The organism is Tessaracoccus pujii (assembly GCF_055326215.1).
Window position 1 is genome coordinate 443,252 of record NZ_JBUZNP010000001.1, and the last position, 22,522, is coordinate 465,773.

Genomic DNA, 22,522 nt, shown 5'->3' on the forward strand with positions numbered 1-22,522 from the left:
CGAAGCGGCCGCTCAGCCCCACCGTCGGCCCACGAGGTGGGCGCAGGAGCCGTTCCGGGCGAACACCGGGATGGCGCGTAGCGGAGCCTCGACGTCCACCCAGGCCCCGCCGTCGAGGCGCTCCCCGGTGGCCAGGGAGGTCCAGGTCGCTCCGGCAGGAAGGTAGACGCGCCGCGACCTCGCCCCCTGCTCCACCACCGGAGAAACCAGCAGGTCCGGCCCGAAGAGGAACTGGTCGGTGAGCGTCCAGGCGACGTCGTCGTCGGGGAAGCCGTGGAACACCCCCCGCATCACGGGTTGGCCGTCGCGGTGCGCCTCGGCCATCGCGGCGCGGGTGTAGTCACGCAACGCCTCGCGGAGGAACAGGTGCTCGCGCAGGACACCGTAGACCTCCTCGCCGTAGCTCCACACCTCGTTCGGAGCGCCCGACGGGAGGCGCGCCGAACCGTCGGCCCCGACCACCGCGACACCCGGCGCCCGGTCCCCGTGCAGCCGCATCACCGGCAGGAAGGTGCCGAACTGGAACCAGCGCACGAGCAGCTCGTGGAACGCCGGGTCGTCGACGTGGCCGCCGTAGAAGCCGCCGATGTCGGTGGTGAACCACGGGATGCCGGCCACCCCGATGTGGATGCCTGCAGTGATCTGGGCGCGCAGCGATGCCCAGGTGGACGCGATGTCACCGGACCACACCAGGGCCCCGTGGCGTTGGGAGCCGGCCCAGGCGCACCGGACGAGGTTGACCACCCCGTCGACGCCGTCTGCGGCCTGGCCTTCCGCGAACGCCCGCGAGAACGCAGCCGGATAGAGGTTGCCGACCGCGAGCGCCTGGCCGGCATGGAACCGGTAGGCAGACGCCTCGTAGGCGCCCCACTCCGGCTCCGCCTCGTCGAGCCAGAACAGCCGCACCCCGCGGTCGGCGTAGTTGCGCCGGCAGGTGTCCCACAGCCATTGCCTGGCCCCCGGGTTGGTGGCGTCGACGAACCGGCTGGGCCCCTGGAACCACATCTGGACGTCGATGCCGGCGTTGGTGCGGGCGAGGTAACCGCGTTCGGCCAACTCGTCGAAGTTCTCGGACTCCAGCGACACCTGCGGCCACACCGACACCATCAGCTCGACGCCGAGGCCGGCCAGCTCGGCCGTCATGGCCTCGACGTCTGGCCAGAACTCGTCGTCGAAGCGGTAGTCGCCCATGTGCGGCCAGTGGAAGAAGTCGGCCACGATCACGTCCAGCGGCAGCTCGCGACGCTTGTGTTCCCGCGCCACCTCGAGCAGCTCGTCCTGGCTGGCATAGCGCAACTTGCACTGCCAGAACCCCAGCCCGAACTCGGGCATCATCGGCGCGTGCCCGGTGGCGTCGGCGTAGCGACGGTGGATCTCGGCCGGAGTGTCGGCCGCCACCACCCAGTAGTCCAGCTGGGTGGCGGACTCGGCCACCCACTCGGTCCGGTTGGCCGCGAAGGTGGCCCGGCCGATGGCAGGGCAGTGCCAGAGGAATCCGTAGCCGGCGCTGGACAGGACGAAGGGGACGCTCGCCTGGGAGTTGCGGTGGGCGAGTTCGAGGGTGGATCCCTTCAGGTCGCCGACGCCGTCCTGGTACTGCCCCATTCCCCAGAGCCGCTCGTCCGGCGGCGCCTCCAGCGCAAGCGTCGCACGGTAGCCTCCGCCCGGCAATGGCTCGTAGCGCCGGGCGTCGCGCTTGAGCGCTCCACCTGAGGTCACCTCGCGGAACAGCAGCCGGCCGTCCCTGTCGCGGAACTCGAGACGGCAGTCGAACCGGGTCTGGCCGTACTGCCAGTCCAGCCCGGAGTGTTGGTGCGCCACCACGGTGAGCCCGCCGGTGGTCAGAGTCGCGGTGTCGCCGTCTACGACGACCTCGGCCGAAGCCGCGGGACCGGGGAGCAACGCCCAGTCGGCGTCGCCCACCTCTCCGATGGCCGACCGCACGCGCACCGAGCCCTCACCCCACGCCTCGACCGTCAGGGACTCGCCACCGCCGAGCCACCGGAACCCGCAGTCGCGGACCTCGAGCACCTCACACCCCCGACGCGGCGTGCGACGGCGACGGGGCCAGGATCCCGGCCCCCCACAGGTGGCCGGTGGCCAGGAAGGCGGCCGCCGCGATGCCGAAGACGGCGCCCAGCCCCGGCATCATCACGTAGACCGCCGCGACCCCCAGCACCCCGGCGGCCACGAGCAGCGCAGAGGCCGGCCGGCCCACCGTCAGGATGAGGCTTCGCCGCAGCAGGGCGAAGGGACCCTCCGCGAAGTGGGCCTGGAGCACCCACAGGTTGCTGGTCATCACGAACAGCACCAGCATCGCCAGCAGGAGGACGGCCTCGACCGCTCCACCGGGCAGGCCGAGCTGGAAGTTGCCGAGGATCCAGTACTCGTAGGCCAGCAGCGCCCACACCGGGGTGAGCACCCAGCCCAGCCCGTTGGCGCTTCGGAACTCCCGGCGCCACAGGTCCGCGAACTCGCGGTGCAGCGGTGCGCGGGGCGTCGCAGGCGCCCCGCCGGCTTCGGCCCGCCGATCCATCGCGTCGCGACGCAGCACCCCCATCGCGGCAGACGTGGCCGGGAAGATCCCGAGCACCACGGCGCCGGCGAGCGTGAAGGCGATCCACAGCAGATTGATGAGGGACAGGCGAAGAGCTGTCTCCCCCAGGCCGGTGTGCCAGCCGACGACGCGGCGCATCAGCCCTTCACCGACCCGATCATGACGCCCTTCTCGAAGTACTTCTGGATGAAGGGGTAGACCACGATGACCGGCAGCGTGGCCACCACGATGACGGCGTACTTGATCTGGTCCGCGTAGTCCTGCCCGTACGCGCCGCCCGTCCCGCCGGCGGTTCCCGCTCCCCCGGCGAACGCCTGATTCTGCAGCAGGATGTCACGCAGCACGATCATGAGGGGCTGCTTGTCGTAGGTGCGCACGAACACCAGGCCCGTGAAGAAGTCGTTCCATCGGGCCACCAGGTAGTAGAGGCCGATCACGGAGATGATCGCCTTGCTCAGCGGCAGCGCCACCCGCAGGAAGTACTGGAAGTGGTTGAGGCCGTCGAGCATGGCAGCCTCGTAGAGCTCGTTGGGCAGGGAGTTCTCGAAGAACGCGCGCGCGATGATGAGGTTGTAGACGTTGACGGCGCCGGGGAGGATGAACACCAGCCAGTTGTCGATCAGCCCGAGGTCGCGGTAGAGCAGGTAGGTGGGGATGAGCCCGCCGCTGAAGAACATGGTGAACGCGAAGAACAGCGTGAGGAACCGTCGCGGCCGGAACTCCGGCCGGGACAGCGCGTACGCGGCCGGCAGGGTGACGAGCAGGTTCAGCGCGGTTCCCACCACCGCATACACGATGGTGTTCCGGTAGCCGATCCAGATGCGGGTATCGGCGAACACCTGGGCGTAGCCGAAGAAGTTGATGCCCTCGGGGAGGAACACCACCCGCCCTGTGGAGACGAGCCGGGGCTCGCTGATCGAGGCGATGAGGACGAAGTAGACGGGGTAGATGATGGCGAAGAGGATCGCCAGGCACACCACCACGAGGGTGACGACGAAGAGGGTGTCGCTGGGGCTCTGGTTTCTGAGCCGCGCCAATCGGGTTGTTGACATGATCCGCTCCTACCAGAGGCTCGTGTTGGAGTAACGCTTGGCGAGCCAGTTGGCGCCCACCAGGAACGCGAAGTTGATGGCGGTGTTGAACAGGCCGATGGCGGTGCCGTAGCTGAACTGGTTGCTGACGATGCCGATCTTGTAGACGTAGGTGGCGATGACCTCCGAGACCGGCAGGTTCAGCGTGTTCTGCATCAGGAAGATCTTCTCGAAGCCGGTGGCCAGAATGCCGCCCATCGTGAGGATGAGCAGGATGATCATCGTCGGCACCAGGGCAGGGATGTCGACGTGGCGGATCAGTCTCCAGCGGTTGGCGCCGTCGACGCGGGCCGCCTCGTAGAGCTGCGGGTCGATCGAGGACAAGGCGGCAAGGTAGATGATCGAGTTCCAGCCTGCGTGTTGCCACACCTCGGAGATGACGTACACCGGCACGAAGGAGGCGGTGTCGCCCAGGAAGTTGCCCTCGAAGCCGAGGAAGTAGAACAGCCGCGCGACGACGCCCGACGTCGGGTTGAGGAACACCTGCAGCATGCCCACCATCACCACGACGGAGATGAAGTGAGGCAGGTAGGTGGCGGTCTGCATGAACCGCTTGCGGCCCGGGCGGAAGATCTGGTTGACCACGAGAGCCAGGATGATCGGGGCGATGAAGCCGAACACCAGGGTCGAGAAACTGATCACGAAGGTGTTGCGCAGCAGGTTCCAGAAGAGGGGGCTCTCGAAGAACTGGACGAAGTACTTGAGGCCCACCCAGTCGCCGCCGGTGAGGCCGGCCTGGAAGTCGAACTCGCGGAAGGCCAACTGGATGCCGTACATGGGCACGTAGGAGAAGAGCCCCACGAACGCGATGGCGGGCAGCAGCATCACCCATAGCTGCCACTGCCGCGAGACGTGGCGCCGCAGCCTGGCAGGAGGGGACAGCTTGGGCCGTGCCCCGGGCGCGAGAACCGTGGTGGCCTCGCGGGTCAGTGTCGTCATGATTCGGTCCTTAGGGGTGGGACCAATGGGCGCCGGAGTTCGGCGCCCATTGGTCGGCCGATCACTGGTTGGCGACGAACTCGTCGTAGTAGCGCTGGTAGATCTCCACGTTCTCAGGCATGCCGAGCCCGTCGAGCTGGGTGACGTAGTCATCCCACTGGTCCTCGACGCCGCCCTGGGTGACCCACTCGGCGAACTTCGCCATGGTGAGCGACAGCACGTTGGTGTTGTTGAGGTTGAGCGTGTTGAGGTCCTCGGCCGTCATCTTGACGAACTTGAACGGGTAGACGTCGGCTTCGGGATCCACGGCGTCCAGGGCCGGCTGGAGCGGAACCGACTGCTCCACGGCCTCCGCGACGTCAGTGGGAAGCTCCAGCTCGATCGACTCGCGAATCCAGAACGGACCGGCGTCGGCGATGGTGTTGGTCCACTTCCAGGACGACGGATCGGACGTGCCGTCGGAGGGCGGCAGCACCTTGTAGGCGTTGTCGCCGGTCTCCTCCACGTACTCGCCGATGTCGCCGAACAGCACCTCGACGGAGCGGGTCTGGTCGTAGAACTCGTTGACCACCTTCAGCGCCAATTCCTGGTTGTTGGACTCGGCGGCCACGATGATGTGGTTGGCGGTGTAGTTCTCGTCGTCGTAGCTCCAGGTCACGGGCTCGGACTGACCGGCCTCCGCCTGCAGCTGGGGCAGCGCGGCGTACTGGGGCGCCAGCTGGGCGCCGAAGCGGTCGGACGAGGTCCACCCCCATGAGAAGCCGACGGCCGCATCGTCGCCGTTGCCGCGGCCGACCGACTGGTAGGCGGAGTAGTCCTGAGTGAACGCCTGCTCGCTGATCAGGCCGGCGGCCCAGGCCTTGTGCAGGAAGGAGACGAGGTCGCGATAGCGCTCGTCGACCATGAAGTTGGACACCTCGCCGTCCTCGACGAAGTAGCCCTGGCCGCCGCCGTTGTTGATCGGGAGGCCGGTGGAGCCGAGAAGGGCCGAGGGCTGGAAGTAGCCGAAACCACCGGTTCCCACAGGCGACCAGTCCCACGGGATCTCGTCGTTCGGGTCACCGTTGCCGTTGGCGTCCTGCGTCTTGAACGCCGAGAGCACCTCGAACAGCTCGTCCCACGTGGAGGGTGCCTCAAGGCCGAGGTTGTCCAGCCACTGCTGGTTGATGTACTGGTGCGTGATCGCCAGGGGCCAGAACCGCTTGTACGACGGAAGCGCGTAGGCCTCACCGGTGGGCAGGGTCGCCAACGCTTCCAGGCGGGGATCCGAGTCGAACATGGCGGCGACATTGGGCATGGCCTCCATGTGCTCGGCCAGGTTGAGGAACAGCGAGCTGTAGGTGGCAAGGTCAGTGTCGGTGATGGCGTTGCCGCCGATGATGATGTCGGGGACGTCACCCGCGGCGAGCATCGTGGCCTTCTTCTCGGGCCAGTCCGCCGCGACCTCCTCCCACTCGATGGTGGCGCCGGTGGCCTCCTGGATCTTGTTCACCCACTCCATCTCGGCCATGGGCTTGGTCAGGGGATGCTTGATGGCCAGGATCCGCAGCGTCTCCGGGTCCTGCTGTTCGCCGCCGCAGCCGGCCAGCAGCACTGCGCTGGTGGCCAGGGCCGCGGTGGCAGCGACAATCTTCCTGATCTTCATGTCGGTGTTTCCTCTCTTCGTTGAGGTCACGCGCTGGGGAGCCAGACGCGCATGGCACCGGAGGCGCGGTTGCCCCAGGTGTGGAAGGGGATGGCGCGCACGGTGACGAGCTCCCCGGTGGCGACCGTGGAGGGCTCGCCGTAGAGCGGGCCCTGCTGCAGTCGTGGGGTGACCGCGATCTCGAGGCCGTCGTCGGACTGGAGGGGCGGCGTGGTGGGGTCGACGACGAGGTCGTCCAGGCGGACCCCCTCGGGGAGGTCCACCTGCTCGACGCAGTACACCTGAGGCCCGCGCTCCAGTGCGACGCAGCCGCGGACGGCGTCGACGCGGTGGTTGGCCTGCGTCCAGCGCGGGGTCATGGGCAGTTCGAGGACCAGCGGGCCCTCGGCGACGGTGAGCCTGGCGTAACCGTCGGCATCGGGGATGATCGGGGCGCCGTCGACGGTGGCTGCTGTGGCCCACGTCGGGATGCGGAGCGCGAGGCCGAGACCGGCCGGGCCGGAGATCTCGACGCGCCCGTCGTCGGGGTAACTGGTGCGCACCGTCACGGTGCCGCCGCCGAGGGCCTGGGGGACGTCGATTTCGCAGGCCGTGTAGAGATGGATGGCCAGCGCGTCGCCGTCGACCGAGGCGACGTAGCCGCTGAGCTGCGCGAAGACGCGGGCGATGTTGGGCGGGCAGCAGGCGCACGCGTACCACGGGGTGCGCTCTCGGGGGGCGTTCTCCTCCGAGTAGCGGTCCGGGCGCAGCTGCAGGGGGTTGGAGTAGAAGAACCGGGTGCCGGTCTCGTCGAGCGACGCCGCCAGCGCGTTGTGGAGCTCCCGCTCGATGGTCTCCGCGTAACGGGAACCACCCTCGGCGAGGTACATCCGCCAGTTCCAGTGCATGTCGGCGATGGTGGCGCAGGTCTCCGCGTAGGCGCGGTCCGAGGGGAGCTCGTAGTCGTCGCCGAAGGCCTCGTCGCGGTGCCGCGAGCCGAAGGCCCCCGTGATGTACATCTTGCGCTCGTGGGCACTGTCCCACTGCGCGCGCATCGCGTGGAGGAGTTCATCGTCGCCGCCCTCGAGGACCAGGTCGGTGACACCGGCGTTGAGGTAGAGCTGGCGGACGGCGTGGCCGACTGCGCTCGTCGACGCACGGACCGTCGCGTGGTCCTGGAAGTAGCGGGCGCCGAGGGAACCCACCTTGAGCAGGCCGGAGCCGCGATGGTCCACCTGATGGCGGGCCAGGTCCAGGAAGCGGCGCTCCCCGGTGTGGCGGTACAGCTCCACCAGCGCGGTCTCCAGCTCGGGGTGCCCGCAGTAGCCCACCTGGTCCGCCTGCGGCCCGAAGGTCGCGTCGACGAGGTCGACGAAGGGGATCGCGAGGTCGAGAAGGTCGCGGCGCCCGGCACGGGCCAGGGCGACTGCGGCCTGGACCATGTGGCCGAGCACGTACATCTCGTGTGTCCAGTCCAGCTCGTTGAACTTCTTCTCCGGGTGCACGCCCTGGATCCAGGTCATCACGTAGCCGTCCGGCTCCTGCACGCGGGCGACGAGTCCGATCACGTCATCGAGCCAGGCGTCGAACCCGGTGGTGCCTGTGCGGGCGATCTCCCAGGCGACGGCCTCGATGGTCTTGTAGAGGTCGGAGTCGGCGAACCAGAAGCCGCGCCACTCGGACTCGGACTCGCCGATCACCCGGCGGAAGTTGTCGAGGTTTCCGGCCTCCTCCAGTTGGGCGATGCAGTGCGGAATGGTCGCGGAGGCGTTGCGCTGTTGCCAGGCGCCCAGACGCGAGGCGGGGTCCAGGCGGACCGCGGAGATCGCCATGGGGAGGCGGGAGGATGCCGCCACGGGCGCCGCGGGGGCGACGAGGGGCGGCGAGTACGAGGTGGTCACCTGTGACCCTTTCAACGATGAAATCTCTTAGGAGGATCATGCGGCTTTGATTCAGCGTTGTCAAGAGCGGGACAAGAATGGGCAAGGTCACAGTTCCATCACGACTCTCACGGCGTCAGCGACCCGGGGGCCCGAGCTCAGCGGCTTCGCTACGCAGGTACCTGTGCGGGTGGTGGCACGTTCCCGGGGGGCTCGAGGAACAGGGTGGACAGAGTGTCGGTCGTCCACGTGGTGTACCTGTCGACGGACCAATGGCGTTGCTCGGTGAGGGTGAGGAACACGTCGGAGCCGACAAGGGTGAGCAGCACCTCGGTGGCCTCCGTCGGGTCGAGTCCGTTCCTGAGCAGCCCGTTGGCGGCGAGGGCGTCGACGTAGCTGCGGTAACTCCGAACCCGGAGGGCGTCGTGGTGTGCGATCACATCGGTGATCTCGGGATCGGTCGTCGAGGCCGCCAGGACAACTCGGTCGAGGCTGGCCGACCGGGACAGGATCGTGGCGACGTTGGCGACGAACAAGCCGATCGCGTGGGGGCCATCCATGGTCGTGGTCGCCTCGCGCCACCACGGCGTCATCTCGGGCGGGACAGGCTCCTCCTCGCCCATCACGGCCGAGTCGATCGCCGCGGTGAGCAGCGCCGCCTTGGTATGGAAGACGAAGTAGACCGTCTGCACAGCGACCCCCGCCGCCTTGGCGATCGCGGCCATCGTGGTGCCGTGATAGCCGCCCCTGCGGAACTCCTGCGTCGCCGCTTGGACGATCTTGAGCCGGGTGCGGGCGGCACGCTCTTTTCGAGGAAAACTCTTGACTTCGGTCATGGCTGTGATCACTATAGAAGAAATTGACTAGTGACACTCACTAGTTACCAACTTTAGTGGAGGCCAAGATGTACCCACAGACGAGGCGAGCGGGGATCATCGGGATAGCGGCCGGCGTGTTGGGCCTAGTCAGCGCCCTGGTGCTGCTGTTCTGGCCACCACAGGTCAGTGAGGAGTTGCTGAGCTATCCGTTAACGGTGCCCGGGTTCTACGTCGCACAAGCATGGTTCTTCGTCCACCACTTCGGCCTCGTGGTCGTCCTGGTCGGGCTGGTCCGCTCGGGTGCGCTGGGATCCGGACGGATCGGCCGTGCCGGTGGATGGGTCGCGGTGGCCGGGATGGTGGCCCTGACTCTCACGGAGTTGCTGGCGATGCGTTACGCCCACTGGGACAACGACGAGGCCAACGCCGGGCTGATGGGCACCTCCTACGGCATCTCCGTCTCGGCCATCGGCGTAGGCCTGATCATCGCCGGGATCGCGGCCCTGCGGGCCGGCATCTGGTCCGGCTGGGCCCGGTGGACACCCCTGTCCATCGGGGTGACCGCGTTCGCGGTCGTCACGCCCGCCATGTTCGGTGGGTTCGTGACCGCCCGGCTGGGGATCGGCTTCTTCATGCTCCTGTTCGCAGCCCTGGGTCTGGGACTGCTGACCCAGGGTCGACGTGTCGCCACCACAGGCGTCGCGTCTGAATCCACGCAGGCATTCGGTCAAGGCATTGTCCGCAGTCCCTGAAGTGTGGATGGAGGAGCCATGGATAGCATCGTGCGCTGGGCCGGGGGCTGCTGGATCGTCGCCGGGATTCTGGGACTGGTGGGTTTGGCCCACCCCAATTCCTTCGACATCGGGATTGCCGAGTCGTCGCGTCTGCCGTTGTGGGCAACGATTCACATAGTGACGGTGATGACGTTGATCCTGACGCTGTTCGGTCTGGCGGGCCTGGCGGTCCGCCACGGCACAGCGTGGGGCAGGCTTGGTATCGTGGGTACGGTGCTGGCCGTGCCCGGCATCGTCGTCGGAGCCGGCCTCTTCCTGACCGAGGCTTTGGTCTTCCCGGTGCTGGCACAGGAGGACGCTGCGCAGCTCGACCTCGACGGCCCCCTGCTGGCTTCGGCACCTTTCCGGCTGGCCGGAGGCGTGATTCCTCTCTGGCTGGTCGGGATGGTCGTCGTCGGCATTGCCGTCGAGAAGGCAAAGGTCCTGCCGGGCAGCACCGGGACACTGCTCACCGTCGCCACTCTGCTCGTTGCCGCCTTCGCGGTTAGGTTCGTGCCGATAGCAGGTCAGCTCGCTGGCGTGGTCTTCTCCGCCGCACACGCCTGGCTCGGGTGGGCCCTGCTCGCCAGCGTCCCCCCACGCGGGCGTCGTGCCGCCGAGCCCGCCTCGGTCTCTGAACCATGAGCGGCCAACACACGTCGCAGCACCCGGATCAGTCCATCAGCAGGCCATGGATCATTCAGATCGCAAGCCAGATCATCGCTTGAGGAGTGAGCAGCCGGATCGACCGGGCTCGGCACCTCAGTCGCCTGGTCCTCCGGGAGGATGTCCCGTCGACGCGCGCGCGACGAGGTGCGCGCCGGTGTGCACCTCGCGGGGTGGGCCGGCGTAACCGTCGAGGCGGTCGACGAGCAGCCGCACCGCATGGCCTGCCATCGCGGCGGCCTCGGGAGACACGGAGGTGAGAGCAGGCAGGAGGAAGGCGCCCTCCTCGGTGTCGTCGAAGCCTGTCACCGCGACATCCTCAGGAATGCGCAACCCGGCGTCGCGCAACGCCCGCATCGCGCCGACGGCCAAGGCGTCGTTGACGCTGACCACGGCGTCGAACGATTGACCGGTGCGCAGCAGTCCGGCCATCGCTTCGTAACCGGACTCCCGCCTGTCCCAATCCGATCCGGTTACGATGGTGACGTCGTCACGGCCCAACCCCACGGTTCCCAGGGCGTCGAGGATCCCGCCGAACCGCTCCCCCGGAGCCACCCCGATCTCGCCGTTCCACAGCGCCACGAACCGACGGTGCCCCTGCGCCAGCAGGTGCTCGGTGACGAGCCGCATGCCGATGCGCTCCCCCATCGCCACCCAGTCAAGGCCGGCGGTCCTGGCGCCACCGAGCTGCACCACCGGACGGGGCGGCGCGAGGTCGGGCATCTCCCAGCTCAGGGCGTGCGGCAGGATGATCACACCATCCACGCCCGGGGCGGCGTCGCCGACGACGACGCGCCGCTCGTCCGCCCCGGCCTGGGCGATGATCAGGGTCGAGGTCAGCCCGCGCGGGGCGAGCTCCGCCATGAGCCGCTCGGCCATCTCGGCGAAGTACGGCTGGTGAAGGTTTGGCACCACGAGCGCGATCCGGCCCGTGCGCCCGGACGCGAGCCCGCGCCCGGCGGCATTGACGACGTAACCCGTGGCGGCGACCGCCTCCCAGACCCGGGCGCGCGTCACCTCCGACACATTGGGCCGCCCGAGCAGCACGTTCGAGACCGTCTTGGCGGACACTCCCGCGATGGCACCGACGTCCTGCAGAGTGGGGCGCGGGGTCACGGCCTGCGCCGTCCCATGGTGGACTCGCGCCGAACGAGATCCACCGGGATGGTGACGGCCCGCGGTCCCTCGTGCTGGCGGCCCTCGATCCGGTCCGCAAGGAGATCCAGCGCCGCCCGGGCCATCGCCCTCGGGTGAGGGTCGACCGTGGTCAGCGACGGCGACGAGAAGCGGCCGTCGACGAGGTTGCCGCTGCCGAGCACCGCGACGACCTCCGGGCACTGGACGCCGCGCGAAGCGAGCGCCACCAGCGCGCCGAGCGCCACCTCGTCGTTGGCGCAGAGGTAGGCATCGGCCTCCGGATGCCTCTCAAGTGCTGTGAGCGCTGCCGCCATGCCGGCAGCCCGGTCGAACGCGGGGCCGCACGCCACGAACGGCACCTGCTCGACGTCGATGTCGACGGCCGCCAGCGCAGCGCGCAGCGCCTGCGAGGGGCGCGTGGCCTCGCCGCCGCGCTCCAGTCCGTGGCCGCGGTCCGCCCCCAGCACCACGGGGCGCGATCTGCCCATCACCACCAGATGCCGCGACAGCAACGCTGCGGCGACCGCCACGTCCTCGTCCACCCTGTCGAGTGCGACGTCGACGCGCGCGCCCTGGATGACGACCACCGGCGGCGGCTCGGTCCCAGACGCCGCGATCCCCGGGGGCAGGTCCCCGATGATCACCACGCCGTCGTGGGTCCGGCCCGTGGCGGACAGCACGGCCCTGAGGCGGGAGGCATCGCCGCGAGTGGGCTCGACGGCTGCGTCGAACCCGCGCCGGGACACCTCGTCGACCAGAACCTCGACCAACGCGGCCAGGTAGGGCCGTCGAAGCCCGGGGACCGCGATGGCGATGGTGCCGGTGCGTCCTGTGCGAAGGTTGCGGGCGCTGGTGTTGGGCGTCCAGCCCAGCTCGGCGACGGCGGCGCGGACGCGGTGAACCACCTCGGGACGGGTGTGTGGTTCGCCGTTGACGACGCGGGAGACGGTCTTGATCGACACGCCGGCGAGCGCTGCCACCTCACGCATCGTCGTCGCCATGGCGCTCAGGATAGCCCGGTTGCTCATGACGGAGTCCGGGCCGGCAAAGGGGACGGGCCCACCCCCGCAGGGATGGGCCCGTCGGCCAAGCTCGTCGGGTCAGCGCTCGCTGATCGGCACGTAGTCTCGCTGGGTCTCGCCCACGTAGATCTGGCGCGGACGCCCGATCTTGCGGTGCGGATCGGCGTGCTGCTCGCGCCACTGCGCGATCCAGCCCGGCAGCCGGCCCAGCGCGAACAACGCGGTGAAGTGCTGCGAGGGGAAGCCCATCGCCTCGTAGATCAGGCCGGTGTAGAAGTCCACGTTGGGGTACAGCTTGCGCTCGATGAAGTAGTCGTCGTTGAGCGCCGTCTCCTCCAACTCGAGTGCCATGTCCAGCAGCTGGTTGTTGCGTCCCGAGATTCGCAGCAGCGCGTCGGCGTGGCCCTTGATGATCTTGGCGCGGGGGTCGTAGTTCTTGTACACCCGGTGGCCGAAGCCCATCAGCTTCACGCCGGACTTCTTGTCCTTGACCTGACTCACGAACTCCTTGATGTCCAGCCCCTCGTCCTGGATGCGCGAGAGCATTTCCAGGACGGCCTGGTTGGCGCCGCCGTGCAGCGGCCCGGACAGGGCGTTGACGCCGGAGCTGACCGAGGCGTAGATGTTGGCGTCGGCCGAGCCGACCAGGCGCACCGTCGACGTGGACGCGTTCTGTTCGTGGTCCGCGTGCAGGATGAACAGCGTCTCGAACGCGCGGACGATGTCCGGGTCGATCTGGTACTCCTCCTGCGGCGTGCCGAAGGACAGGCGCAGGTAGTTCTCGACGTAGCCCAACTTGGTCTGCGGGTAGAGGAACGGTTCGCCCACGGAGCTCTTGTAGGCGTAGGCGGCCAGCGTGGGCATGGACCCCAGCAGCCGGAGCGATGCCTCCTCCACCTGGTTGGTGTCGTGCACCGACAGCGTGTCGCGGTGGAAGGAACCGAGCGCCATGATGCCCGCGGCCAGCACCTGCATGGGATGGGCCCCGCGGGGGAAGCAGCGGTACAGCTCACGCATGCGCTCGTCGAGCATCATGCGGCGGGAGATCTTGAGGTTGAACTCCTCGAGCTCGTCCTGCGAGGGCAGGTGGCCGTAGATGAGGAGATAGGTCACCTCGATGAAGGTGGCCTGCTCGGCGAGCTGCTCGATGGGGTAGCCGCGGTATTGCAGGACGCCCTCGTCACCGTCGATGAATGTGATCGACGAGGTGCATGAGGCGGTGTTCACGAAGCCGGGGTCCAGGGTGGTGGTGCCGGTGGACGACAGGACCTTGCCAATGTCGAACCCGTTGTTGCCCTGCGTGGCCTCCACGATCGGCAGTTCAAGTTCGAGATCCCCGTACTTGAGGACTCCGCTGTCGGTCATGCGATTGCCTTTCTGTGGTCCCGGCGACCTTCATGGGCGCCGTCGATGCCTGTTCAATGGCCTGCGCCCCCACCATACAACGCTGGAGGGAACCTCCGGAAAGAGTCCAGTCCCGTTGTCGACACCACACAAAACAGCCCCCACCCTGAGGATGGGGGCTGCTGGGACGGTGGCTCAGATGCCGTCCGAGGACTCCGAGCGACGAATGGTCTCGCCGGTGTTGGGGTCGTTCACGATGCGCGTCTCGGTGGTGCGGCTGCGGTTGGACGCCAGCAGAGCCCAGATCAGGCCGATGACGCCGGCCGCCATGAGGATGTAGCCCACGAGGTCCAGGCTGATGTAGGGAATGTCGGCCTCGACGGCGAACGTGAGGATGGCGCCGAGCGCGATGAGGAAGACGGACGATCCGATTCGCATGATGACTCCTTGGGTTGTGGGCACATGTGACATCTTCACCGTACCCAGATCCCGCCTCGTTCAAACAGGAGGCGCGCCGGGCGGAGCACCCGTCCGTTTGCCTGGAAGACACCCGCCGTCGACCTCTTCGGAATAGATTGCTCGCGTGACGATCCAGCAGCCTCCCGCCGTCGACGGACTCCCACACGCCGGCGCCCTGTCGAACATCCCGGCACCGCGGGGGAAGGTGGTGAGCTGGGCGTTCTGGGACTGGGGGACCCAGCCGTTCGCGACCGTGATCACCACCTTCGTGTTCTCCGTCTACCTGACCAGCTCGGCCTTCGGGGACAAGGACGACGTCACCATGAAGCTGGCCTGGGCGACGGGGTCCGCCGGGTTGCTGATCGCCCTGCTGGCACCGGTCCTGGGCCAGGGCGCAGACCGCACGGGCAAGCGCATGTTCCACCTGCGCTGGCAGACGTGGCTCCTGGCGGCGATCTGCGCCGCCATGTACTTCGTGGCGCCCGCTCCCGAGTACTTCCTGCTCGGCGCCGTGCTCCTCGGCGCGGGCAACGTGGTCTCCGAGATCGCCAACGTCAACTACTACGCGGCGCTGGACCAGGTCAGCACGCCGTCGAACGTCGGCCGCGTCAGCGGCCTGGGATGGGGCCTCGGCTACCTCGGCGGCATCGCCATCCTGCTCGTCATCATCGTCGTCCTGGGCTCCGACTTCACACCCGACGACGTCCGGCTCGCCATGCTCATCTGTGGCGCCTGGACCGTGCTGTTCACCATCCCCATCTTCCTCGCGCTCAAGGACCGCCGCCCAGACCACGTGGCACCGGCCCTGGGCATCGTCGGCTCCTACGTGGCACTCTTCCGCTCGATCAGGAAGGTGTGGCGCGACAGTCCCAACACCCTGTTCTTCCTCATCGCCTCGGCGCTGTTCCGCGACGGACTGGCCGGCGTGTTCACCTTCGGCGGCGTGCTGGCTGCCGGCACGTTCGGATTCACCTTCGGCGAGGTGGTGATCTTCGGCGTGGTGGCCAACGTGGTCGCCGGCCTCGCGACGATGGCGTTCGGCCTGCTCGACGACAAACTCGGCCCCAAGACCGTCATCCTCATCTCCCTGGGAATGCTGGTCGGGCTCGGTCTGGGCATCTTCTTCTTCCACGACGGCGGCAAGCCCGTGTTCTGGGCGTTCGGCCTGGGCATGACGCTGTTCGTGGGGCCGGCGCAGTCGGCCAGCCGTTCCTTCCTCGCACGGCTCATCCCTGAGGGCATGAGCGGGGAGATGTTCGGGCTCTACGCCACGACGGGAAGGTCGGTCAGCTTCCTGGCGCCGCTGATGTTCGGGCTCGCCATCGCCGTCGGCGTGGCCGTCACGGGCTCCGGGGAGGAGTCCAGCCAGTACTGGGGCATCCTCGGGGTGGTCCTGGTCCTCCTGGCCGGCTTCATCGTCGCCCTGTTCGTCAAGCAGCCCGCTCGCGCCGCTGCCTGACGAGCCCACGGACCCGTCGCCACGAGGAAAGATCGCGCCCCCGGTTGTGCGACCTACGGCTCGACGGACCTCAGGAGGAGGCGTGGTCCCCGCCGAGTTCGCGCAACTGAGCGATGAACTCGTCAGCTTTCGCGACCTGAAGCGCCAGGTTCTCGCGGCGCTCAGATGCCGTCCGGGTGTAGCCGGCCAGCGCGGCCGCCGTGTCCTCCGTGGGTTGGGTGCGGTGGGCGTCGGCCGTCTCAAGCAGCGCCGCCATCTCCTCCAAGCTGAACCCGAGCGGCTTCATGCGGCGGATCAGAAGCAGCCGGCTGACGTCGTCGTGGGTGTAGAGCCGGAACCCGCCCACCGATCGCCCGCTCGGTCGCACCAGGCCCACGTCGTCGTAGTGACGCAGCGTCCGGATCGAGAGCCCGGTGCGATCTGCGACAGCACCGATCTGGAGGGTGGGCGCATGCGGGCCGGGCTGGGTCATGGCAACCAGTGTGCAGCACGCGCAGCGCTGCACCTCGGCACCCGCGGCCGAACCCCGCCCACGGTCCCGCGGCTCAGTGGGTCTCGCCGAGCTGGCCGGTCAGGAGGTTGTGGCGCGCGGCGGAGGAGCGGTTGAGTCCGACGATCTCCACCGTCTTGCCCATCCGTTGGTACTTCGTCTGCACCGCGTCGAGTGCCGCGACGGTGGACGCGTCCCAGATGTGGCTCTCGGAGAAGTCGATCACCACGCGCTTGGGATCTCCGGCGTCGTCGAACTGGTAGACCAGATCGTTGCTGGTGGCGAAGAACATCTCGCCGGTCACCTTGTACATCCGTACGTCCACGGTCCCGTCGCCGTCGACGTCGGTCTCGGTCACCTTCTCCACCGAGGCGAACCGCACAACGCGCCGCGCGAACACGATGATCGCGGCGTTGACGCCGACGATCACGCCGTAGGCGAGGTTGTGCGTCAGCACCGTGACCCCCACGGTCAGGAACATCACGATGTTCTCGCTGTGCGGCATCCGCTTCAGCGTCGCGGGATGAATGCTGTGCCAATCCATCGTGGCCACCGACACCATGATCATCACGGCGACCAGCGCCGCCATCGGAATCATGCCCACCGCCGGGCCGAACCCCACCACCAGGATGAGCAGGAACACGCCGGCAAGGAACGTCGAGATCCGGGTCCGGGCCCCGGAGACCTTCACGTTGATCATCGTCTGCCCGATCATCGCGCACCCGCCCATGCCACCGAAGAAGCCCGACAGGACGTTGGCCACGCCCTGACCCCAGCCCTCACGCGTCTTGTTCGAGTGCGTGTCGGTGATCCCGTCGACCAGCTTGGCGGTCATCAAGGACTCGAGGATCCCGACCAGCGCCATCGCCAACGCATAGGGGGCGATGATCTGCAGCGTCTCCAACGTCAGCGGCACCTGCGGCAGGAGCAGCCCCGGCAGCGAGCTCGGCAGTTCGCCCTGATCAGAGACCGACGGCAGATCCCACCCGGCCCCCACCACCAGCGTGGTGATGACGACGATGGCAACCAGGGGTGCCGGGACGAGCGTGGTGAGCCTCGGCAGCACCACCATGATCAGCAGCCCGAGGGCCACCGTCGGGTACACCAACGACGGCACCCCGAGCAGATGCGGGACCTGCGCCATGAAGATGAGGATCGCCAACGCGTTGACGAAGCCCACCATCACCATCCGCGGCACGAACCGCATCAGCTTGGCCACACCGATCAGCGACAACACGATCTGCAACGCACCCGCGAGGATGACGGTGGCCAGGAGGTAGTCGAGACCGTAGTCACGCGCCACGGGGGCGATGACAAGGGCGATGGCCCCCGTCGCGGCGGAGATCATCGCCGGACGGCCACCCACGACGGAGATCGTCACGGCCATCACGAAGCTCGAGAACAACCCCACCCGGGGATCGACACCGGCGATGATCGAGAACGAGATCGCCTCCGGGATCAACGCCAACGCCACCACCAGGCCCGCCAGGACCTCGGTGCGCAGGCGACGTGGGCTGCGCAGCGCCGCCCACGTGGAGGTCTCACGCTCACCCGCCTCCGGGACCAGCGGATGGGTGTCCCGGACGGATGCGGGCGCGCTCGACTCAGCCATATGGCTCCTTCGTTGGGGGGTGGTGCCGACAAGGGGCCAGCACGACCCGAACCCTCCCGGAACCAGAGAGTTAGTTGAAATCTGCCGCGCCTCGGCAGCCGGGTCAGACGATCACACAGCCCCACCGAAGCGCCGACCGTGCCCCAGGTGATAGACCCCCGCCGCGACCAGGACCAACGCGGAGAGACCGAGGTACATCGCCGGAAGGCCCCACTGCCCGATCACGGCGCCGAGAGCCAGGGGTCCGAGACCGACGCCGAGGTCCATCATGATGAACAGGGTCGAGGTGGCCAGCCCCACCCGATGCAGCGGCGCGACCGAGACCGCGATGACGTGCGCCGAGGACTGCAGCGTGCCCATGCCCAGCCCCAGCAACCCCCCCGCCACAAGAAGCGCGACGCTGGTCGAGGCGAGCGCCAGGACCACCAGCCCAGCAGTCAGGCTGACGAGGGCGGGGTACACGATCACGTTGTCGCCCCGCGCGTCGTGCAGCCGTCCGACGAACAGCCGCGACACCGCGATGACCGCCGAGTAGACCAGGAAGAACCCTCCCAAGGCGCTCGCCAGGTCTAGCGCGGCGGCGTGGGTCGACACGAAGGTCAACACCCCCGCGAAGGCAACACCGAGCAGGAGCATCATCGACGCGATCGGCAGCACCGACCGTTCCATGAAACCGCCCACCCGAACGTTGGCGGGTCCGGTCTCCGCGCCGTCGCCCCCCGGACCCGGCAGCCTCAGCCCCAGCGCAAGCAGCAGGGCCGCCGTCGACAGTGCCGTGGAGAGCGCGAAGAGCCACTCGACGACGCCCAGCTGCAGCACCGCCAGGGCGATCATCGGGCCGACGGCCGTGGCCACCGTCCCGCTCAACGTGAAGTAGCCCATGCCCTCCGAGCGGCGTGCCCGCGGTAGCACGGTCATGATTGAGGCGGAGATCGCGGTGTGGGCCGCGCCGAGGCCCGCGCCGTGCAGCATCCGCACCGCGAGCAGCAGGCTCAGATTGTCAGCTGGAATGTAGAGCAACGAGGCGAGGGCGAAAACCCCCAGGCCCAGCAGCAGCATCCGGCGCCGCCCCACCACGTCGAGGAACCGGCCGGCGAACGGCCGGACGAGGAGCGCTCCGACGATGAAGATGCTCGCCGCCAGTCCGGCCATGCTGTCCGCGGCCGAGAAGCGTTCCGCCGCGTAGGTGGCCATGGTGACCATCAGCATGAAGAACACCAGCGACACCAGGAAGTTCACCACCGTCGCCAGGATGAAGGTGCGCGTCCAGATCGTCACGCGGTGCGCTCGGCGAACGTACCCTCCTCGCGGATGCGGTCGTTGAGGAGCGAGAGGTACTCGTCCTCGTCGAACGCCAGCGGGACCTCTTCGCCCTTCCAGCTCGACAGGTGGATGGCGTTGGCCAGCCGGACCCCGTGCATGCCGTCGGCCCCCGGCGCGACCAGTGGGGTGCCGTCGAGGACGTTGAGGGCGAAGTTCTCCAGCACGTCGGCGTGCTGGCTGCCGAACACCGACTCGAACTCCAGCGTCTCCTGCGTGTAGAGCGTGTCGAGGTCCACCTTGCCGGTGAACAGTCGCATCACGTCGTCCATGCCCATGCCGGCAGAGAGCTCCTGCTCCGGCTTACGGAGCCTGGTGATGATGGCCCGCTTGCTGTCCTCGACGACGATCTTCCCGGCGTCGCCGAGGATCTCGAGCCTGTCCGTTCCGGCGATGTCGTACGTGCAGGTGATGAACGACCCGGTCACCCCGTCGCCGTAGTCCACCATCGCATTGACCTCGTTCTCGACGGCGATGTTCCGGTTCACGCCGTAGCCCAGCTTGGAGAACACCGTCTGCGGCACGCCGCAGATCCACTGCCACAGGTCGAGCTGGTGGGGCGCCTGGTTGACCAGCACGCCGCCACCCTCTCCGCCCCACGTCGCGCGCCATGCGCTGGAGTCGTAGTAGCCCTGCGGCCGCCACCAGGTGGTGATGGTCCAGGTGGAGCGTCGGATGGCGCCGATCTCGCCGCCGTCGACGATCTCCTTGAGCTTCCGGTAGAGCGGATTCATCCGCTGGTTGAACATGATCCCGAAGGTCAGTTCGGGCTTGGAGACGGCGAAGTCGACGAGCTCCTGGGCCTGCTTGGTGTAGACGCCTGCCGGCTTGTCCACCAGCACATGGAGGCCGGCCTTCAGCGCGGCGATCCCCATCTCCGGGTGCAGGTAGTGGGGGGTGGTGGTGACCACGGCGTCGACGTCACCGCCGGCCAGCAGCGCGTCGAGGTCCTCGTAGACCGGGACGCCGGGGTACGTCGACCGGGCGAGGTCGCGCTTGGCGGGGTCCGTGTCGCAGATCGCCCCGATGGTCATGTGCGGGACGCGCCCGTCCTTGATGAGCGACGCGTACAGCCCGCCCTGCTGTCCCAGCCCGATGATCCCGAGCCTCACCTGCTTCGTCATGTGCGTCTCCTTGAGCGTGTTGAGCGTCCGCGCCCGCCTACGTCGGTGGGCTGTCCGGGGGTCACCCGAGGTTACGAGTAGAACAGGCACACGGCACGCCTCGCACTGTGTTGCCCCCAGTTGCCTCGGGAGACGGCCATGGCACGGCAACATATGGCAATCCATTGGCCACGAGGAGCTCCGTGCGTAGCGTCGTGATCAGCGCCCACCCGAAACCCCGGGTCCGCCCAGCGGGAGGGCGCCACGACGGTGCAGTGGTGCACCCCAGACCCCCTTGATCGGAGCTCACCCATGTGGACCCTGTCCGGTTTCGCTGACGAGATCGACAACGACCTCGAGGTGCAGTGCGCCCTCCTGGACCAGCTCGGCATCAGGTTCATCGAGTTCCGTAGCGCCTGGGGTGTCAACGTGCTGGACCTCGACGACCACGAGGTGGAGCGGGCCCGCGACATCCTGCGCAGCCACGGCATCCGGGTCTCGTCCATCGGCTCGCCGATCGGCAAGGTCAACATCACCGACGACTTCGACGCGCACCTGGCACGGATGGACCGGGCGGTGTGGGTGGCCCAGCACCTCGGGGCCCCCTACATCCGGGTGTTCTCGTTCTTCCTGACCGCCGACCAGCGGCCCGAGGATCACCGCGACGAGGTGGTCCGACGCATGGCCGCCCTCGCGGCCCGGGCCGAGGCCGGGGGCGTCGTGCTTCTGCACGAAAACGAGAAGGACATCTTCGGCGACATCCCCGAGCGGGTGCACGACCTCGTCACGGCCGTCGACTCGCCCGCGCTCCGCCTCGCCTGGGACGCGGCCAACTACGTGCAGGTGGGTGTGGTCCCCTTCCCCGAGGCCTACGACCTGCTGCGCCCCTACACCGACTACATCCAGATCAAGGACGCCCGGCTCGGCACCGGCGAGGTCGTCGTGGCCGGCGACGGTGACGGCCGGCTCCCGGACACCATCCGGGCCCTCGCGGCTGACGGGTTCGACGGGTTCTTCTCGATGGAGCCGCACCTCGCGTCGGCGCACCACCTCGGCGGCTTCTCCGGGCCGGACAACTTCGCCCGGGCCACGCGCGCGTTCACCGCGATCCTGGACGCCCAGGGCATCTCGTACCGATGAACGTCGTCCGGTTCGCCCTCGTGGGCTGCGGGTCCATCGCTCCGACGCACGTCAGGGCGCTGCAGCAGCTCGCCGGGCGGGCTGACCTGGTGGCGTGCAGCGACATCCTGCCGGACCGGGCGGAGGCCCTGGCCGCGGAGTTCGGCCTCACCGTGATGAGCTTCGAGGAGATCCTCAGTAACCCCGACATCGATGCTGTCACGGTGTGCGTTCCCAGCGGACGCCACGCCGAGGTCGGCGTGCCCGCGCTCCTCGCCGGCAAGCACGTCATCATCGAAAAGCCCATGGAGGTGACGCTCGAGGCGTGCGACCGGCTTCTGGCGGCCCAACGGACCTCGGGCCGCACGCTGGCCGTCGTGTCCCAGCATCGCTTCGATCGGGCGGCCCAGCTGGTGCACGAGGCCGTCAGCGAGGGGCGGCTCGGCACCCTGGTGCTGGCCGAGTGCAGGGTCCCGTGGTTCCGGACCCAGGAGTACTACGACTCGGGCCAATGGCGCGGCACGTGGGAGTTGGACGGCGGAGGTGCGCTCATCAACCAGGGCATCCACACCGTCGACCTGCTGCGCTGGATGTGCGGCCCCGTCGTCTCGGTGTACGCGCAGGCGCGGACAGCCACGCACGAGCGGATCGAGGTCGAGGACGTCGTCTGCGCCACCCTCACGTTCGCCAACGGCGCCATCGGCACCGTGATGGCGTCGACGAGCGCGTACCCCGGGTTTCCCGCGTCCCTCTCTCTGCACGGCAGCGCCGGAGGCGCCGTGATCCACGGCGACCGCCTCGCGACCCTGACGCTGATCGACGGACCTACCGTGGGCGGCGAGGGGACCACCGCGCACGCGCAGCAGGTGGCCAGCGGGGGCACGCGCGCGGCCACGCGCGCCGTCGACGAGGCCTCCGACCTCCCGGCCGATCCCGCCGACGTCTGGGGCGAGGCCCACCGGCTTCAGCTGCTGGACTTCGTCGACGCCGTCGTCGAGGGCCGCGACCCGCTGGTCGACGGTGTCAGCGGCAGGCAGAGCCTCGAGCTCGTACTCGCGATCTACGAATCCGCACGGACCGGCAAAGTCGTCGAGCTGTGACCACCCCCC

General features: G+C 68.4%; 20 protein-coding genes. 5 read left to right on the forward strand and 15 right to left on the reverse strand.

Annotation, left to right across the window (positions count from 1 at the left end):
* Positions 1–12 precede the first annotated feature (12 nt).
* The 7 genes from ACZK5N_RS01855 to ACZK5N_RS01885 form a co-directional block, all read right to left on the reverse strand.
* Positions 13–2,031 carry a glycoside hydrolase family 31 protein gene (locus ACZK5N_RS01855; protein WP_463624584.1) on the reverse strand — a complete coding sequence of 673 codons (2,019 nt, stop codon included), beginning with the start codon at positions 2,029–2,031 and terminating at the stop codon, positions 13–15.
* Between the two features lies 1 nt (position 2,032).
* Positions 2,033–2,695, reverse strand: coding sequence for a YesL family protein (locus tag ACZK5N_RS01860; protein ID WP_463624585.1), 663 nt, complete (start codon positions 2,693–2,695; stop codon positions 2,033–2,035).
* Entirely contained in the window at positions 2,695–3,609 is a 915-nt protein-coding gene (locus ACZK5N_RS01865; protein WP_459018180.1) for a carbohydrate ABC transporter permease, read from the reverse strand. The genes ACZK5N_RS01860 and ACZK5N_RS01865 overlap by 1 nt, the downstream gene beginning before the upstream one ends.
* A 9-nt stretch (positions 3,610–3,618) precedes the next feature.
* A complete protein-coding gene (locus ACZK5N_RS01870) occupies positions 3,619–4,587 on the reverse strand; it encodes an ABC transporter permease (protein ID WP_459018181.1) in 969 nt (322 codons plus the stop codon).
* A gap of 61 nt (positions 4,588–4,648) precedes the next feature.
* On the reverse strand, positions 4,649–6,232 hold the full coding sequence (locus tag ACZK5N_RS01875; RefSeq protein ID WP_459018182.1) for a type 2 periplasmic-binding domain-containing protein: 1,584 nt from the start codon (positions 6,230–6,232) through the stop codon (positions 4,649–4,651).
* A 26-nt stretch (positions 6,233–6,258) separates the two neighbouring features.
* Positions 6,259–8,112 carry a glycoside hydrolase family 127 protein gene (locus ACZK5N_RS01880; RefSeq protein WP_463624586.1) on the reverse strand — a complete coding sequence of 618 codons (1,854 nt, stop codon included), beginning with the start codon at positions 8,110–8,112 and terminating at the stop codon, positions 6,259–6,261.
* A 149-nt stretch (positions 8,113–8,261) separates the two neighbouring features.
* A complete protein-coding gene (locus ACZK5N_RS01885) occupies positions 8,262–8,927 on the reverse strand; it encodes a TetR/AcrR family transcriptional regulator (RefSeq protein WP_463624587.1) in 666 nt (221 codons plus the stop codon).
* A gap of 68 nt (positions 8,928–8,995) precedes the next feature.
* Between ACZK5N_RS01885 and ACZK5N_RS01890 the strand changes: the two genes are divergently transcribed.
* Together ACZK5N_RS01890 and ACZK5N_RS01895 are read left to right on the forward strand one after the other, a co-directional pair.
* Complete coding sequence (locus ACZK5N_RS01890; protein ID WP_463624588.1) at positions 8,996–9,661, forward strand: hypothetical protein; 666 nt, start codon at positions 8,996–8,998, stop codon at positions 9,659–9,661.
* 18 nt (positions 9,662–9,679) lie between these two features.
* On the forward strand, positions 9,680–10,327 hold the full coding sequence (locus ACZK5N_RS01895; protein WP_463624589.1) for a hypothetical protein: 648 nt from the start codon (positions 9,680–9,682) through the stop codon (positions 10,325–10,327).
* Positions 10,328–10,444: 117 nt separating this feature from the next.
* Here ACZK5N_RS01895 and ACZK5N_RS01900 read toward each other — a convergent pair whose 3' ends face one another.
* The 4 genes from ACZK5N_RS01900 to ACZK5N_RS01915 form a co-directional block, all read right to left on the reverse strand.
* Positions 10,445–11,464: a LacI family DNA-binding transcriptional regulator gene (locus ACZK5N_RS01900; protein ID WP_463624590.1), complete on the reverse strand. Its 1,020-nt coding sequence runs from the start codon at positions 11,462–11,464 to the stop codon at positions 10,445–10,447.
* A complete protein-coding gene (locus ACZK5N_RS01905; protein ID WP_463624591.1) occupies positions 11,461–12,486 on the reverse strand; it encodes a LacI family DNA-binding transcriptional regulator in 1,026 nt (341 codons plus the stop codon). Before ACZK5N_RS01905 ends, ACZK5N_RS01900 begins: the two co-directional genes overlap by 4 nt.
* A gap of 99 nt (positions 12,487–12,585) precedes the next feature.
* On the reverse strand, positions 12,586–13,872 hold the full coding sequence (locus ACZK5N_RS01910) for a citrate synthase (RefSeq protein WP_459018189.1): 1,287 nt from the start codon (positions 13,870–13,872) through the stop codon (positions 12,586–12,588).
* A 174-nt stretch (positions 13,873–14,046) separates the two neighbouring features.
* Complete coding sequence (locus ACZK5N_RS01915) at positions 14,047–14,289, reverse strand: DUF6458 family protein (protein WP_459018190.1); 243 nt, start codon at positions 14,287–14,289, stop codon at positions 14,047–14,049.
* Between the two features lie 145 nt (positions 14,290–14,434).
* Between ACZK5N_RS01915 and ACZK5N_RS01920 the strand changes: the two genes are divergently transcribed.
* On the forward strand, positions 14,435–15,769 hold the full coding sequence (locus ACZK5N_RS01920) for an MFS transporter (RefSeq protein ID WP_463624592.1): 1,335 nt from the start codon (positions 14,435–14,437) through the stop codon (positions 15,767–15,769).
* A 70-nt stretch (positions 15,770–15,839) separates the two neighbouring features.
* Here ACZK5N_RS01920 and ACZK5N_RS01925 read toward each other — a convergent pair whose 3' ends face one another.
* The 4 genes from ACZK5N_RS01925 to ACZK5N_RS01940 form a co-directional block, all read right to left on the reverse strand.
* Positions 15,840–16,241 (reverse strand): helix-turn-helix domain-containing protein, encoded by a 402-nt coding sequence (locus ACZK5N_RS01925; RefSeq protein ID WP_463624593.1) that lies wholly within the window; start codon positions 16,239–16,241, stop codon positions 15,840–15,842.
* A 73-nt stretch (positions 16,242–16,314) separates the two neighbouring features.
* Positions 16,315–17,871: a SulP family inorganic anion transporter gene (locus tag ACZK5N_RS01930; RefSeq protein ID WP_463624594.1), complete on the reverse strand. Its 1,557-nt coding sequence runs from the start codon at positions 17,869–17,871 to the stop codon at positions 16,315–16,317.
* Between the two features lie 111 nt (positions 17,872–17,982).
* Positions 17,983–19,149 carry an MFS transporter gene (locus ACZK5N_RS01935; protein ID WP_463624595.1) on the reverse strand — a complete coding sequence of 389 codons (1,167 nt, stop codon included), beginning with the start codon at positions 19,147–19,149 and terminating at the stop codon, positions 17,983–17,985.
* Entirely contained in the window at positions 19,146–20,315 is a 1,170-nt protein-coding gene (locus ACZK5N_RS01940) for a Gfo/Idh/MocA family protein (protein ID WP_463624596.1), read from the reverse strand. Before ACZK5N_RS01940 ends, ACZK5N_RS01935 begins: the two co-directional genes overlap by 4 nt.
* A gap of 291 nt (positions 20,316–20,606) precedes the next feature.
* Between ACZK5N_RS01940 and ACZK5N_RS01945 the strand changes: the two genes are divergently transcribed.
* The gene (locus ACZK5N_RS01945) at positions 20,607–21,434 is read left to right on the forward strand and encodes a sugar phosphate isomerase/epimerase family protein (RefSeq protein WP_459018198.1); all 828 of its coding nucleotides are present in this window, start codon (positions 20,607–20,609) and stop codon (positions 21,432–21,434) included.
* The gene (locus tag ACZK5N_RS01950) at positions 21,431–22,513 is read left to right on the forward strand and encodes a Gfo/Idh/MocA family protein (RefSeq protein ID WP_459018199.1); all 1,083 of its coding nucleotides are present in this window, start codon (positions 21,431–21,433) and stop codon (positions 22,511–22,513) included. The genes ACZK5N_RS01945 and ACZK5N_RS01950 overlap by 4 nt, the downstream gene beginning before the upstream one ends.
* Positions 22,514–22,522: the final 9 nt, after the last annotated feature.